Origin of the sequence: Thermogemmatispora carboxidivorans, from assembly GCF_000702505.1 — a bacterium.
Taxonomy (GTDB): domain Bacteria; phylum Chloroflexota; class Ktedonobacteria; order Ktedonobacterales; family Ktedonobacteraceae; genus Thermogemmatispora; species Thermogemmatispora carboxidivorans.
Genome location: NZ_JNIM01000001.1, coordinates 463,611 through 478,672 on the forward strand (window position 1 = coordinate 463,611; position 15,062 = coordinate 478,672).

Consider the following 15,062-nt stretch of genomic DNA (forward strand, 5'->3'; position numbering starts at 1 on the left):
GTTTCTCACTGCTTCTCACTATCTCTTGGTGACCTCTCCCTCTGCTGGACGGCGCAGCACTCACTGATCTGCGTCAGCAGCAAGACAATAAAAGGCAGAGGGGGGTCAGGTAGCCGAAGGAGAGCGCTCGATGGTGGGGGCGGTCAAGGACAGGGAATCATAACGAAGCTCGCTGATGTGCTGGACCAGGTGGCGCCCGCCGGGTCGAGAGACGAGCGAGCGTGTCAGACACGAAAGGGGAGCAAGTCCAGTCTGCCGCTGTGGTTCCTTGCTCCCCCTGGTACTGAATCCAGGTTAGTCGCGCAAGAGGCGCTGCTCAATCACTGCCAGGTTACGCGCTCGAGCAAGTAGGCTGGCAGCTCCTGAATGGCTACGCGCACCTGAGTCATCGTATCGCGGTCGCGCACCGTCACCGTCTGGTCCTCCAGGGACTGGAAGTCGACGGTCACGCAGTAAGGTGTACCGATCTCATCCTGGCGTCGGTAGAGGCGCCCGATGCTGCCAGTATCATCGTATTGAGCCACCATCAATCGGCGCAGGCGCTCGTAGATCCCGCGAGCCAGCGTCACCAGTTCCTCGTTGTTGCGCTTCAGCGGGAAGACGGCCACCTTCACCGGGGCGAGCATTGGATGCAGATGGAGCACGGTGCGTGTTTCGCCGCTCTTGCCCTGGGGATCAGGCTGCTCCTCATAGGCATCCAGCAGCAGGTAGAGGAAGGTGCGATCGACGCCGCCGGAGGTCTCCACGATCCAGGGGATGTAGCGCTCCTTGGTCACCTCGTCGACGTAGCTCAGGTCCTCGCCGCTATACTGGCTGTGGCGCGAGAGGTCCCAGTCCTGGCGCCAGTGGACGCCCTCCCACTCCTGCCAGCCGAGGATCGTCTGATACTCGATGTCGAAAGCCTGGCGGGCGTAGTGTGCCAGCTCATCGGGACCATGCTCACGCAGGCGTAGGCGATCCTTATGGTTAATCAGCCCGCGGTACCACTCGAAGCGGCGCTGTTTCCAGTAGTCGAACCACTGCTGCATCTCGCTCGGGTGGACAAAGAACTGCAGGTCCCACTGTTCAAACTCGCGCTGACGGAAGAGAAAGTTACCGGGCGTCACCTCGTTGCGGAAAGCCTTGCCGATCTGGCAGATCCCGAAGGGAACCTTCATACGTGAAGACTTGACGACGTTCAAGAAATCCAGATAGATATTCTGGCAGGCTTCACCGCGCAAGTACGTCTTGACGCGGTCGTCTTCGACCACGCCGAGGTAGGTCTCCATCAGCAGGTTGAAGGTACGGGGTTCCATCAACTCGCCGCCATCGTTGGGGCACTTGCGCTGCTCCAGGTTCTCGGGCGGCAGGTGATCGACGCGGAAACGCTTTTTACAGGTCTTGCACTCAACCAGGCGGTCCACAAAGTTCTCGACGTGGCCGCTGGCCTCCCAGACGCGGGGATGAGTAAGAATGGCGCCCTCGATTCCCACGACGTTATCCTGCGTCTGGACCATCGACCACCACCAGTAGCGGCGGATGTTATTGCGCAATTCGACGCCCAGAGGACCGAAGTCGTAGACGCCCGAGACGCCACCGTAGATTTCCGAATTGGGGTACACGAAGCCGCGCCGCTTACAGAGCGAGACAATTTTCTCAAGAGGAACAAAAGCTGTTTCGCTGGTCTGTGGCTGTTCAAGCTGGGTCATAGGCGAGTGGTCTCCTCCTCTGCAATAAAAATCGCCCCAGGCGTTCACGAACGCCAGGGACGAATATCGCCAATGTAAGCCGCCCGGGGCTGACCTCTCTCAGGCGATATGCGCGGTTCCACCCTGCTTCTTCGCACTCTTCGTCCCTACCCGCCACCTCTTCCGGTGTAGGCCCTGGCTATCGCAGGGCGAGAAGGGATCGCAGCGCGAAGCCACTCATTGTAGACATACCGGCTCCGAAGCGCCCTTCACCGGTTCTGGATTGCCGGCCTTCCACCAACCGCCGGCTCGCTGTTACCCTCGACCGGTTACTCCTCTTCATCATCGCCGGTCTCGTTGTTCAGTTGGTCTCTCTGTCGGTCGCCAAAGGAATTGCTCTGTTATCAGTCAGGAGCTTCTGTGTGTCTGTAGTATAGCAGGGTGTATTAGTCAGTGCAAGAGGGCAGGACCGACCCGTCCCTTCCTGGCCGGCACCTTCTGCCCGGCGGCCAGCCGGCCCTGCTTGCCCCCTTCCTTCTTTCATGCTACAATGAAATCATGAAACGAAATGGCCGTGCAAAGTCTCCCACGCGGAAGATCGTTTTTCATGTTGAGCAGCACCGTAGTCTGTTTTCTGGTAGCGCGTTAGAGAAAGGTTGAAATGGGCAAGAGAAACGTGGAGGTTGGCCCTGAGATTCAAGAAGAGATAGAGACATTTGCAAGTCGGTATCCGTTTCCTCTTGACACCTTTCAGAAAGAAGCCATAGCTCACCTGGCACGGGGACGATCGGTACTGGTGGCAGCTCCGACGGGAACTGGGAAAACGCTGGTGGCCGAGTATGCCATCTGGAAAGCCTGGCAACAGAATGCGCGCGTCATCTACACCACCCCCTTGAAAGCTCTCTCGAATCAGAAGTTCCGCGATTTACGTGCCGCCTATGGACCGGAGGCGGTTGGTCTTGTGACGGGAGACATTGTAGAGCGGAGCCGGGCGGCGATTGTCATTATGACCACCGAGGTCTACCGCAACATGCTCCTGGAGGAGGGGGCAGAGGACGGCCCTTCTTCGCTAGCCGACGTAGCCTATGTCGTCTTTGATGAGCTGCATTATCTAAGTGATCCTGAGCGCGGCCCCGTCTGGGAGGAGGCCATTATCTGCTCGCCTCCTCATGTACAGCTCGTTGGCCTCTCGGCGACGGTCAGCAATGCCCAGGAGCTGGCCGACTGGATCAGTCGCGTGCACCGTCCGGTGGCTCTTGTGATGCATGAAGAGCGAGCTGTGCCACTGGAGCATTACTACTTTCTCGATGGCAGGTTGCATCTCGTCCAGGATGCGGCGGGGCGGCGGGTAGAGCGCTTCCCCAACGTTGGGGGCGAGGCACGCCTGGCGCGGCGCTACGCATTTCTGCCTGATTCGGAGGAGGTGGAGGAAGCAGAGCAGGAAGCGAGAGTAGCTTCCGAAGCTGCTGCTGGTGAGGGGCCGAAGGCTGCCGCCGTGGCCTCGACGACGGAAAGCGCGGCCCATGAGCAGGGGCAGGAGAAAGCTCGCTCTAAGCAGAAGCGGGCGCGTCCGCCGCTGCGACGGGCCCCTGAGCCTGGCGAGGTTTTAACAGCTCTTCGCGATGCCGATCTCCTGCCGTGTCTCTACTTTCTCCCGGGTCGGCGAGCCGTCGAGGAGGCGGCGATGGGGGCAGCGCGTCACCTCTTCACCACGCCACAGGAGCAGGAACACATCCGTGAGGAGATCAGTGTCTGGCTGGAACAGTTGCCGCCCGAGGATCGCAACCTACGGCAGGTCCATGCCCTGGTCAGCCTCTTGCCTCGCGGTTTAGCTTTTCACCACGCTGGTCTGCTGCCGGGACTGAAGGTCCTGGTGGAGACGCTCTTTGCTCAGGGACATCTGCGGGCGGTCTTTGCCACCGATACGCTGGCGCTGGGCATTAACATGCCTGCTCGCTCGGTAGTAGTGGGCAGCCTGAGCAAGTTTGATGGCGTAGAGATGCGCCTCCTGACACCGAACGAATACCGTCAGCTCACCGGGCGAGCAGGCAGGCGCGGCATGGATGTGCGTGGAGCGGCGGTCATCCCATACTCGCCCTGGGAGCCGTTTGAGGAGGCCTTTGCCCGCATTACGGCAGATCTCCATCCGGTCTTCAGCTCCTTCGTGATCCGTTACAATTCGATTCTCAGCCTCTGGCGCGAGGGAGATATCGAGCACCTGCGGCGCATTTGTGCCTCCAGCCTGCGCGAATATCAGCGCTATCGGTACTGGGAGGAGCAGGAGCTGCGCTTCATTCAACAGGTAGAGCGCCAGCTTCGCAAGGGGCACAAGGTCAGTACGAAGAAGCTCAAAGCGGCAGAAGCGGCAGCGCGGGCCTTGGAACGGAGTCAGCGGCGGCGTGGCCGACTTCAGCTGAGCCGAGAGGGGAAGGAAGAGCTGCAGGGCACCGTCTTTGTGCTGCGGGCCTTGGGCTACATTGGACCCGACGACCGGCTAACCCTGCGCGGGCGCTTGCTGCGCAGCATCTTCCATCCGGCGGGCATCCTCATTGTTGAGCTGATCATGGATGGCATGCTGGATGAGCTGACCCCGGCGGAGCTGGCGGAGGTCTGCAGCTGGTTCACCTTCGACAACGATCGGCGCCTCTACAATCGCCATGTGCTCAATTCGCGGCTCAGGGAGGTGCGGCGCGAACTCAAGCAGGCTGAGAAGCGGGTCTGTGACATGGAGGAGATGGCCGGGCTATCGCTGACGCCGCGCACCGTTCCCGAGTTTCACGGTGTGGCCCTCTCCTGGGCGCGCGGTATGGCGCTCAACGGCCTCCTGCGGCGCATTGATCTGGCGGAGGGCGATATCCTGATGTTGCTCAACCAGACCATCGACCTGTTGCAGCAGGTGCAGGGAGCCATTGGTCAGCTGCTGGATGCGCGTGATCTCTGGCCCGAGGTGCTGACCTGGCCTAACGACGGCGCTGGCCTCAGCCGCAATACTCTCAAGCAGGTGCGACGGCACTTTGCAGAGCTGCAGGAGCAGCACAAGCGCCTCTCTCGCCTGCGCCCCTTGTTCGCTCAGGCCAGTGCTTTGCTGATGCGGGGCATCATCCTGCAAAGTCGAACGGTCCCCTCGATGGTGGCACGCATCAATGGGGAAGAGCTGCCGCTGGATGCCGAAGAGGATAGCGACCCCCACGAGGCCCTCCAGGATCTGATCGAAGAGGCCTAGAGCAGCCAGCCTGGCCGAGGATCAGACAGAAGCTGGACGCTCCCCCAGTCTGGATGTTTGACTCTGGGCGCCGCGGCTCGCTCCAGGGCAGTAGGTGCAGCGACTCTCTCCTGGGCAAAGAGCCGGCTGATAGCCACGCAGGTGAGGGGCCGCACCTATTCTTTTTCGTAGGTACCTGTTGGCTATTGACTTTTAGCAAAGTAACGTGTATAAATATATGACGATTTGAAATGGGTTTGCTCGGCAAGTTCGTGGACAAAGGGTCTGGCTCCATCATGTCTTTGATCAAATTACAGTTATTAATTACTCTCCCCTTATGGAGGGTAGACTGTTCATTCTACAGGTGGGGTGGACCCGGTGTCTTGCCTGAGGAAGAAGATTTTTTCCTCACCCCTGGAAACAGGGGTGGGGAATTTTTTTATAGCCTCAGCCAGGGCAGACCGCATCTCGTGAGCAGGCAAGGAGGATGCTCGCGCTCGCTCCGTTTCACGGTTGGTTGACGACAGCTGAATGGAAATGGAGCACCGACAAGCGTATGACCAGTCAACAGGTTATGCTGAAAGGCTAGCTGGAGGACAGCATGAATCAAGTGATCACTCATCCGCCTGGCTCACTTGAGCTGATCAGCGGAGATTTCAGGGGGAAAGATATTCTTTCTCTGGATCAATTTTCAGCAGCCGATCTGTATAGAGTCTTTGCGCTGGCGCGCGAGATGAAGGAGTTGGTCCTTGCGAGTGAGCCTTCTCAGCTACTTGCTGGTCAACTCGTCGCCCTGTTGTTCTATGAGCCCTCCAGTCGGACCTTTGGCTCCTTTGCGGCTGCGGTCAAGCGGCTCGGTGGGCAGACGCTTGATATCCAGAATCCGGAGGTGGTCAGCTCAGTCTGGAAAGGGGAATCGTTTGAGGACACGATCAGCGTCTTCGGGGCCTATACGCAGGCGATTGTCCTGCGCCATCCGCGCGCGGGAGCAGCCCTGCGGGCGGCGGAGGTTGCCAGCGTGCCAGTGATTAATGCCGGCGATGGTAACAACGAGCATCCCACCCAGACGCTGCTCGATCTCTTTACGATCTATGAGCGTTTTGGACGTCTTGATCATCTGAAGGGCCTGCTGGCCGGTGATCCGCTCAACAGCCGTACCCTGCACTCGCTCATTCGGGGTTTGGCGCTCTTCGAGGGTAATACCGTCTATCTCCTCTCGCCTGAAGCGCTGTGCCTGGCGCGCGAAGAGCTGAGTGCGCTGAGGGCCCGCGGCATCGAAATTAGAGAGATCCACAGTGAGCGAGACATTCCAACTGACTGTCATTTCTGGTATTGGACGCGTATTCAGAAAGAACGTCTCTCATCTCTCGATGAATATCAACAATTGGCTGCTGCTTCGTTCCAGGTGACACCGGCGTTACTGGCTGAGCGTGCCAATCGCGAGATGATCCTCATGGACCCTTTGCCGCGTGTGGGGACGATCGATCCCGCCGTCGATGGCGATGAGCGCGCGGTCTATCTGCGTGCCCAGATCAGGAACGGTTTGTACACCCGCATGGCCTTGCTGGCGTTGATTCTGGGGAAAGCGTAGTGCGTTGAAAGGACTTCCTGGATGCAGCAGAACATGGTAGATCGGACATTTCTGGTTGAAAACTCCTTTGCTGATCTCTCTCGCTTTGCGCTGGATACCGGTGCCCGCCGGGGGAGGCTGGTGCTGGAGGATGGCACGACCTTTGAGGGCACATCCTTCGGCTATGAGGCTTCCACCGCTGGTGAAGTCGTCTTTTGCACGGGGATGGTCGGCTATCCCGAAGCGATGACCGACGCCTCCTATGGGGGCCAGATCCTGGCCATGACCTATCCACTGATCGGCAACTATGGAGTACCGCAGTCGGCGCACTGGGAAGGCGAGCGGATTCATATCGCCGGACTGATCGTCTCCGACTATATAGACACCCCCTCTCACGCCCAGAGCGCCATGAGTCTGCGCACCTGGCTGCAACAGCAGCAGGTGCCGGCCCTGGAAATCAAAGATACCCGTCTCCTGACGCGACATATCCGTACGCATGGGACGATGCTGGGCAAGATCGTCATCGACGATGGAGATCTGCCCTTCTATGACCCGAATCTCGACAACCTGGTAGCGCACGTCTCCTGTCGGCAGGTCGAGCGTCTGGGGGAGGGCGATCTAACTGTTGCCTTGATCGACTGTGGCACCAAGCACAATATTGTTCGCTCTCTGCTGAGACGCAATGTGCGCCTGGTCCGCGTCCCCTGGGACTATGATCTCTTTGCGCCGGCCAAAACCTTTGACTTCGATGGCATCGTGATCTCCAATGGGCCTGGCAATCCAAAGACGGTACAGAAGACAATTCAGACTATTCAGATCGCGCTGAAGCGGACTATCCCAATGCTGGGCATCTGCCTGGGCCATCAGCTCCTGGCTCTGGCCGCCGGCGGCGATACCTATAAGATGAAATTTGGGCACCGAAGCCAGAATCAGCCATGTCTGCTGAATGATAGCAAGCGCTGCTTTATCACAACTCAAAATCACGGTTTTGCTGTTGGAACATTGCCGCCAGGATTTGCGCCCTGGTTTATTAATGGGAACGATGGCACCAACGAAGGCATGATCCATCATGAGCTTCCCTTCTTCTCGGTACAGTTCCATCCAGAGGCAAGGCCCGGTCCAATGGATACCGATTGGATCTTTGATCACTTCCTCGCGCGCGTCCGCGTTGAAAAGGAGGCTCGCTGCTCACGATGAAGAAATTGCGCAAGGTCCTGGTTCTGGGAGCGGGGGCACTCAAAATTGGGCAAGCCGGAGAGTTCGACTACTCCGGCTCCCAGGCCCTCAAAGCGCTGCGTGAAGAAGGGATCTCAACGGTTCTGGTCAATCCCAACATTGCGACCATTCAGACCTCCAAGGAGCTGGCCGACCAGGTCTACTTTCTGCCAGTCACTCCCTTCTTTGTGGAGCGCATCATCGAGAAGGAGCGCCCCGATGGTATTCTTCTCTCTTTCGGTGGCCAGACGGCGCTCAACTGCGGGGTCGAGCTCTTCAAAAGCGGCGTCCTGGAGCAGTATCAAGTCGAGATCCTGGGCACACCGGTCACCGCCATTATTCTGACAGAAGATCGCCAGGAGTTCGCCGAACATCTCCATACGATCAATATTCCAACGCCGGTCAGCAAAAGTGCGGAGTCGCTGGGGGAGGCTCAGGAAATTGCCCAAACCATCGGCTTTCCAGTCATGCTGCGAGCGGGGTTCGCGCTGGGAGGCCAGGGGTCGGGTATTGCCCACAATATGGAAGAGTTGAGGCGCATCGTCACCAGCGCTCTGGCCTTCTCTCCGCAAGTACTGGTTGAGCAATACCTGCACCACTATAAAGAGGTCGAGTATGAGGTAGTCCGTGATGCCTATGATAATTGCATCACGGTCTGCAACATGGAGAACATGGACCCGCTGGGCATCCACACCGGCGAGTCGGTAGTACTGGCCCCCAGCCAGACGCTCACCAATAGCGAGTACCACACGCTGCGCTCTGCGGCGATTGCCATTGTGAGGAGCCTGGGCATCGTCGGCGAGTGCAATGTCCAATTCGCCCTTAATCCGCGCACATCCGAGTACTACGTCATTGAGGTCAATGCGCGCCTCTCGCGTAGCTCAGCTCTGGCCAGTAAGGCGACCGGCTATCCTCTGGCCTATGTTGCCGCCAAGCTGGCCCTGGGCTATGCCCTCCCTGAGCTGACCAATAAGGTCACGGGGGTGACCCAGGCCTGCTTTGAGCCAAGCCTGGACTATGTGGTGGTCAAGATCCCTCGCTGGGACCTCGATAAGTTTAGGGGCGCCGATCAAACAATCGGCACCAGCATGAAGTCCGTTGGCGAGGTAATGGGCATTGGGCGCACCTTTGAAGAGGCCTATCAGAAGGCTATTCGCATGCTGGACCTCGGGCTTGAGGGGGCGACCTCCAAGCGGGTCTTTCTGGGGGAGGAGAGCGAGGCTGCGATTATCGATAAGTATCTCTATACTCCCACTCCCAAGCGCATTTTCGCCCTGCCTGTAGCGCTGCGCAATGGATTCTCAATCGAGAAGATCAGTGAGATCACCGGCATCGATCCCTGGTTTTTGTCTCGTATTCAGCATATTGTCAAGCTGGAAGAGGAGCTTGCACGCGATCGCGAGCTGACCGGCGCTCGTCTGCTGCTGCTGAAGCAAGCGGGCCTCTCTGATAGGCGGATTGGCGAGCTGGTCGGCAAGACCGAGCGAGAGATTCGGGCCCTGCGCCAGCGCTATGGGGTCCTGCCCTCGGTGTTTCAGATTGATACCCTGGCGGGCGAATTCCCCTCTGACACCAACTATCTGTACATGACCTATAATGGGCAGCATCACGATGTCGAGCCGTTGGGCAAGGAAGGCGTGGCCGTGCTTGGCTCCGGCCCCTATCGGATTGGCTCTTCTGTAGAATTTGACTGGAGCAGCGTCAACACTGTCCAGGCCCTCAAGAAGTACGATAAGCGCTCCATCGTCATCAACTGCAACCCAGAGACGGTCTCTACCGATTATGACATGTCGGATCGTCTCTACTTTGAAGAGCTGACCTTTGAGCGTATTGCCGACATCTGCGACTTTGAGAACCCTTCTGGGGTCATCGTCTCGGTTGGTGGGCAGACCCCCAATAACCGGGTCAAAGCGCTGCATGACTACGGTATTCCCATTCTGGGCACCTCTGCTGAGCACATCGACCAGGCCGAGAATCGCTCGAAATTCTCACAATTGCTGGACGAGCTAGGCATTCGTCAGCCAGCCTGGGATACCTTCGAGACCGTTGAAGATCTCCTCAGCTTTGCCGAGCGCGTTGGCTATCCGGTCCTGGTGCGTCCCTCTTACGTGCTCTCCGGCAGCGCCATGAATGTCTGCTACACTCCTGAGCAGCTGGAGCACTACGCCAAATATGCGGCTGCTGTCTCGCCCGAGCATCCGGTGACGGTCACCAAGTTCTTCCAGAAAGTCAAGGAGGTCGAGCTGGATGCTGTAGCCCAGCGTGGCGAGATCAAAGCCTTTGTGATCTCCGAGCATGTGGAAAACGCCGGTGTCCACTCTGGAGATGCGACGATCGTGCTGCCTCCCCAGACCATTAATGCTGAGACCCTCCAACGCATCGAAGAGGCGGGACGGGCCATTGCGCGCGCCCTGGAGATCACTGGTCCCTTCAACGTCCAGTTCCTGGCCAAGGATAACCAGGTCTATGTGATTGAGGCCAACCTGCGGGCCTCGCGCACCTTCCCCTTTATCTCGAAGGTGACCGGCCTCAATCTGATCGAGCTGTTTGTTGATGCGCTCTTCCAGAAGGAGGTCGCGCCCGTTACGCTACCTCCTTTGACCTTTACAGCAGTGAAGGCGCCGCAGTTCTCGTTCTCGCGTCTCACGGGGGCCGATCCCTTGCTGCGGGTCGAGATGGCCTCGACGGGCGAGGTGGCCTGCTTCGGCGAGGACCTGGAGGAAGCCTATCTCAAGGCCGTCATTGCCACCGGTAGCCATATCCCCCAGAAGGGCATCTTCATCAGTATCGGTAGCGAAGAGAAGAAGCAGAAGTTCCTGGAGAGCGCCAAATTACTGGCTTCTCTGGGGCTGCCGCTCTATGCTACCGAGAAGACCTGCGCCTTCCTACGCCAGCATGGCATTGGGGCGGAGATGCTCTTCAAGATCCATGAGCAGAAAGAGCCAAATGTACTGACGTACTTCCGCGAGCGCAAGATTGATCTTGCCATCAACGTGGTTGACAACTATGTCATGAAGGAAGTCGATGACAACTATACAATACGGCGAGCGGCGGTTGATTATAATATTCCGCTGCTGACCAAAGTCAAGCAGGTGCGTCTCTTCGCGCGGGCCATTGTCAGCAAGGATCTGCGCACGATCCCCATTAAGGCCTGGAACGAATATTGAGGAGCGGTGCTATGCCAACAATCCTCAAGGGCGCGCTCGTGCTGCCCGATCGCATTCTCAACGGAACGATCACTGTAGTCGACGGTAGAATCGCCCGCATAGAAGAGGGTTTCTCTGACCGGGACGGAGGAGAGACCTTTGATTTCCGGGGAAAGTACCTGTTGCCCGGCTTGATCGAAGTGCATGGTCACATGCGTGAGCCGGGTCTGGAGTACAAGGAGGATATTGCTCATGGGACGCGGGCGGGTCTGGCTGGGGGCTATACCACCATTTTAGACATGCCCAACACCAGGCCGCCGACCACGACCGCAGGGCGAGTTGACGAGCAGATCCAGCGCTATGCAACGCGCTCCTACTGCGACTTTGCCATCAATATGGGGGTCTCGCGCGAGGAGATCGACGAGCTAAGAGTGGTTGATCCTGACAAGATCACTGGGGTCAAGATTTTCGCCGCCGGCCACCAGAGCGCGCCGACGACCATTCCGCGCCTGAGCGATCTGGCCCGCATCTTTGCCATTCTGGGCGAGCGCGGCCTGATGGCTATCGTCCACGCCGAAAATCAGGAACTGATCGATTACTTTCTGCATCACTACCGTGATATCGCAGGGCGGCACGATCCCGCGGCCTGGGGAGAGGTGCGCAACCTCTCGGTCGTCTTGACCTCGGTCCTGGAAATGATCTCGCTGGCCAAATACTTCGGCGTGAAGCTCTACTTGCTGCATCTCTCGACACCGGAGGAGTTTGCAGCCGTCGACTTTGGCCGCAGGATTGGGGTGGAGGTCTATGGCGAGGTCACGACGGCCCATCTGGCCTTCAGCAGCGCCGATTATGCCCGTTATGGCAATCTGATCAACATTGCCCCGGCCCTGCGCTCTCCGGAGGCGCAAGATCAGCTCTGGCAGCTTCTACGCGCGGGGAAGATTGACACGGTAGTGACCGATCATGCGCCCCATACGCTGGCCGAGAAGCAGAAGGCCAGCGTATGGGAAGTGGCCTCGGGCATGCCTGGATTGCAGGAGGCGATCCCTGTCCTGGTAAGCAACTGGATCAAGCGTTTTGGGAGAGAGACCCTGGAAGAGGGACTCATCCGTATCGCTCAGGTCACCTCGGGCAATATCGCGCGCATCTTTGGCTTTGAGCAGAAGGGGGCCCTCGCCGTGGGCAAGGATGCCGATATTGTCGTCATTGATACCGAGCGGACCTGGACGGTGAGAAAGGAGGACCTCTATACCAAAAATCAGTGGTCGGTCTATGAGGGCCTGGAATTGAGCGGGCGCCCGCTAGCGACCTTTTTGCGCGGCCAACTCGTTTACCACAAGGGCCAGATTATCGGTGAAGCGCGAGGCCAGCTGCTGAAACGAAGAGCGGCCTGAAAGTACCCTGCGTCTAGCAGAGGGCGAACTGGCTCAAGTCCAGACTCCGAGCAGGCTCTCCTGCCTCCAGTAAAGGGGGAGAGCCTGCTCTTTTGCTGTTAGCGCGCTTCGCTGGCGAGATCCTCTGAAGTGGTGAGCTGGTGCCCTGCCTCTCTTTGAGGAGCCGTTGAGAGTGTCGGGGAAGGGGGGGCAAGGCTACAAGTTGCGGCCAGAGAGCCTTGATCCCGTTTCTGGTGGCGAAGAACCATTACCCACAACCATTACTTTGGTCATGCCTGCCAGGCGGATTCATTGTCAGAGCTGTGCAAATTAACTAAGATGTACAAGCGAAAAAATATTTCACGATACACTGTGGTGTACCCCCCCCGACGTGCCTGCGCGCTGAAGACTGGGTTGCACGTCGTTGCTGAAGAACAATCGCAGCTGGGCGATTGAAACAAAAGAGGATGTTGCATGAATCCTGAAGCTTTGATTGGAATGAAGCTGGGGACCTGCACGCTCCAGCGCTTGATCGGGCAGGGTGGTATGGGCGCGGTTTTCCTGGCACAGCAGTCGCGACCGCGTCGTCAGGTAGCTGTGAAGGTGCTCTTCCCGATGGCCTCGCTGACGCCTCATCAGCTGGCGGCCTTTCTGGAGCGCTTCCGGCGCGAGACGGATGCTGCCGCCTCGCTGGAGCATCCCAATATTATGCCAGTGTATGAGTATGGGGAGCAGCAAGGCCTGGCCTACCTGGTCATGCCCTATGTCAGCGGGGGGACACTGCGCGATGAGATGGAGCGTGAGGGGGCGATGGCCCTGCCCAAGGTGCTCAACTATCTTGAGCAGCTGGCTGCGGCCCTTGATTTTGCCCATGAGCGGGGCGTCATTCACCGTGACGTCAAACCGGCCAACATCTTAAAGACGCCTGATGGTCGCTTGCTGCTGACCGATTTCGGTCTGGTGAAAATTATCTCTGAGGAGCGGGCGAGCCAGGTGCGTTTGACGGGGCCGGGGGCGCCGGTGGGTACGCCCGATTACATGTCTCCCGAGCAGGTGCTGGGGCAGCCAGTTGATGGGCGGGCCGACCTCTACTCGCTCGGGGTCATTCTCTACCAGATGGTGACGGGTGTGGCGCCGTTCCGGGGTGAGGTCCCGATGCAGATCGCTGCTCAGCATCTCCAGACTCCGCCCACGTCACCACGTGTCTTTCGCCCTGATCTGCCTGTTGCTGCCGAGCAGGTGATCCTGCGCGCACTTGCAAAAAATCCTGCTGATCGCTACTTCAGCGGCCAGGAAATGGCTCTGGCCTTTCGTCTGGCTCTGACCTCCGCCGGCATCACTGTCGATACGGGCCAAAATCCCGCCATTGCAGCGCTGGGTCTCTCGGGAAAGTTCGCCGTGCCTGGTAATGCGGGCGGGCTGCTTGACCCACGCTGGATGACGGCCAGTGGCCACCAACCTGCCGTCAATATGGCATCCGCCCCACAAGCGCAGGCGGCCCAGGTAGCTCCTCCGGTGCAGGGGGCACCCGCTGGCGAGCCTCCGGCGATGGCCTTCCCTGTTCCTTCGCTGAAGTTGCCGGCGGCTGAGCCTCCTCAGTCTACGGCGAAGCTCCCGACAGCCAGCAGCTCCAGTCGCCGCGGTGGGCTGCTCTCGCGCACCGGGATGTTTCCCCGCGTAGGCGCCGGAGTGGTGCCGGACAGCGCGCTTGGCCAAGCCGGCCCGGTTACCAATGAACAGCCAGCCGTGCTCTGGTCGACTGAGGAGCAGCAGCCCAATTTCACCGATCCCCTGCCATCTGTGGTCGCTCCAGCCCCTGGCTCTGGCCTCTTAGGGGTGCGAGAGCAGCGACCCACGGAGAATCATAGTCAGGAGGTCCAGCAGCTGTCGCCCGCCCTGCCGACGACGACGGGGGCGCTGGCTCCGGTGGCCCAACAAACGGCCACCTCGCCTTTGGTGAAATTGACTGGCCCTGTCAAGGTGGTCAAGGTTCCCGTCGCTGGCCAGCCGGGTCGCTATGTAACCGGTCTGCTGCCCCTGGCCCCGTCCGCTACGGGGCAGGTCAAAAGTGCTGCCAGGGGCGAGCGTCGTCGGGCGCGCATGGTGGTCACCTTGATTATGGCGGCGCTCATCCTGGTGGTCGGTTCCGGCCTGCTGCTGTTAGGCCATCTACATAGCGGCCAGAAAACGGAGCCACAGGGAACCGCGACTCCGGCACAGCAGTCCACGGCCTCGCCGATGGCCACCGCGGCCAATGCCAGCGATGTGCTCTTCTCTGATCCGCTGTCGCAGAATGTCCATGATTGGCCGACGACACCCGCGGATACCTATGCCTTTAAGGATGGGGCGTATCATATCACGAACCATAGCCAGAAGGGGATCGCCGTTGTCCTTCAGTCGGCGCCTTTCACAGGGCCGACCGGCTACAGCCTGACCATGCAGGAGGTTAAGGGCGACGATACAAACATCAACAATTCGTTCGGCCTGATTCTGCGCTTCAGTCAGCAGACGCGCAGCGGCAAAACGGTAACGACCTTCTATAGCTTCGAGGTCCAGAACATCAAAGGCGGCGAGTACCGCTTCTATAAGTATGATGATAGCCGCGGCCCCAATAATGCCTGGGGTACGCCGATCTGGCGCAAGAAGTTTGGCAGCGAGTTTCACCAGGGACAGGGAGCCAAGAATGTGAATACCTTGAAGGTCTTCGCCAATGGCTCTAACTTTACCTTCATCGTCAATGGCAAGGTAGTGGGTCAGACGAAAGATAGCTCGCTCCCTTCGGGTACCGTGGGCATGTTGGTAAATCTCAACGGGACGGAGGTCGCTTTTAAGAATCTGCTGATTACGCGCAATTAACCAGGGATGCAATGGACGCTGAAGCACTGCGTG

General features: G+C 58.8%; 7 protein-coding genes. 6 read left to right on the top strand and 1 reads right to left on the bottom strand.

What is annotated here, in order from left to right:
- Window positions 1–320: 320 nt before the first annotated feature.
- Entirely contained in the window at window positions 321–1,688 is a 1,368-nt protein-coding gene (locus N688_RS01835; RefSeq protein ID WP_052887695.1) for a glycine--tRNA ligase, read from the bottom strand.
- Between the two features lie 640 nt (window positions 1,689–2,328).
- Between N688_RS01835 and N688_RS01840 the strand changes: the two genes are divergently transcribed.
- From N688_RS01840 to N688_RS01865, 6 genes are all read left to right on the top strand, one after another.
- Entirely contained in the window at window positions 2,329–4,890 is a 2,562-nt protein-coding gene (locus N688_RS01840) for a DEAD/DEAH box helicase (RefSeq protein WP_052887696.1), read from the top strand.
- A 580-nt stretch (window positions 4,891–5,470) separates the two neighbouring features.
- A complete protein-coding gene (gene pyrB, locus N688_RS01845; RefSeq protein WP_052887697.1) occupies window positions 5,471–6,460 on the top strand; it encodes an aspartate carbamoyltransferase in 990 nt (329 codons plus the stop codon).
- Between the two features lie 21 nt (window positions 6,461–6,481).
- The gene (gene carA, locus N688_RS01850) at window positions 6,482–7,636 is read left to right on the top strand and encodes a glutamine-hydrolyzing carbamoyl-phosphate synthase small subunit (RefSeq protein ID WP_202901817.1); all 1,155 of its coding nucleotides are present in this window, start codon (window positions 6,482–6,484) and stop codon (window positions 7,634–7,636) included.
- A complete protein-coding gene (gene carB, locus N688_RS01855) occupies window positions 7,633–10,821 on the top strand; it encodes a carbamoyl-phosphate synthase (glutamine-hydrolyzing) large subunit (protein ID WP_052887698.1) in 3,189 nt (1,062 codons plus the stop codon). The genes carA and carB overlap by 4 nt, the downstream gene beginning before the upstream one ends.
- A gap of 11 nt (window positions 10,822–10,832) precedes the next feature.
- Window positions 10,833–12,194 carry a dihydroorotase gene (locus tag N688_RS01860; RefSeq protein WP_052887699.1) on the top strand — a complete coding sequence of 454 codons (1,362 nt, stop codon included), beginning with the start codon at window positions 10,833–10,835 and terminating at the stop codon, window positions 12,192–12,194.
- Window positions 12,195–12,647: 453 nt separating this feature from the next.
- Window positions 12,648–15,029: a serine/threonine protein kinase gene (locus tag N688_RS01865; RefSeq protein ID WP_052887700.1), complete on the top strand. Its 2,382-nt coding sequence runs from the start codon at window positions 12,648–12,650 to the stop codon at window positions 15,027–15,029.
- Window positions 15,030–15,062: the final 33 nt, after the last annotated feature.

Excerpts from the sequence above, each read along its gene's own strand:
- N688_RS01835 (WP_052887695.1), bottom strand. The coding sequence starts at position 1,688 with ATGACCCAGCTTGAACAGCCACAGACCAGCGAAACAGCTTTTGTTCCT.
- N688_RS01840 (WP_052887696.1), top strand. The coding sequence starts at position 2,329 with ATGGGCAAGAGAAACGTGGAGGTTGGCCCTGAGATTCAAGAAGAGATA.
- pyrB (WP_052887697.1), top strand. The coding sequence starts at position 5,471 with ATGAATCAAGTGATCACTCATCCGCCTGGCTCACTTGAGCTGATCAGC.
- carA (WP_202901817.1), top strand. The coding sequence starts at position 6,482 with ATGCAGCAGAACATGGTAGATCGGACATTTCTGGTTGAAAACTCCTTT.
- carB (WP_052887698.1), top strand. The coding sequence starts at position 7,633 with ATGAAGAAATTGCGCAAGGTCCTGGTTCTGGGAGCGGGGGCACTCAAA.
- N688_RS01860 (WP_052887699.1), top strand. The coding sequence starts at position 10,833 with ATGCCAACAATCCTCAAGGGCGCGCTCGTGCTGCCCGATCGCATTCTC.
- N688_RS01865 (WP_052887700.1), top strand. The coding sequence starts at position 12,648 with ATGAATCCTGAAGCTTTGATTGGAATGAAGCTGGGGACCTGCACGCTC.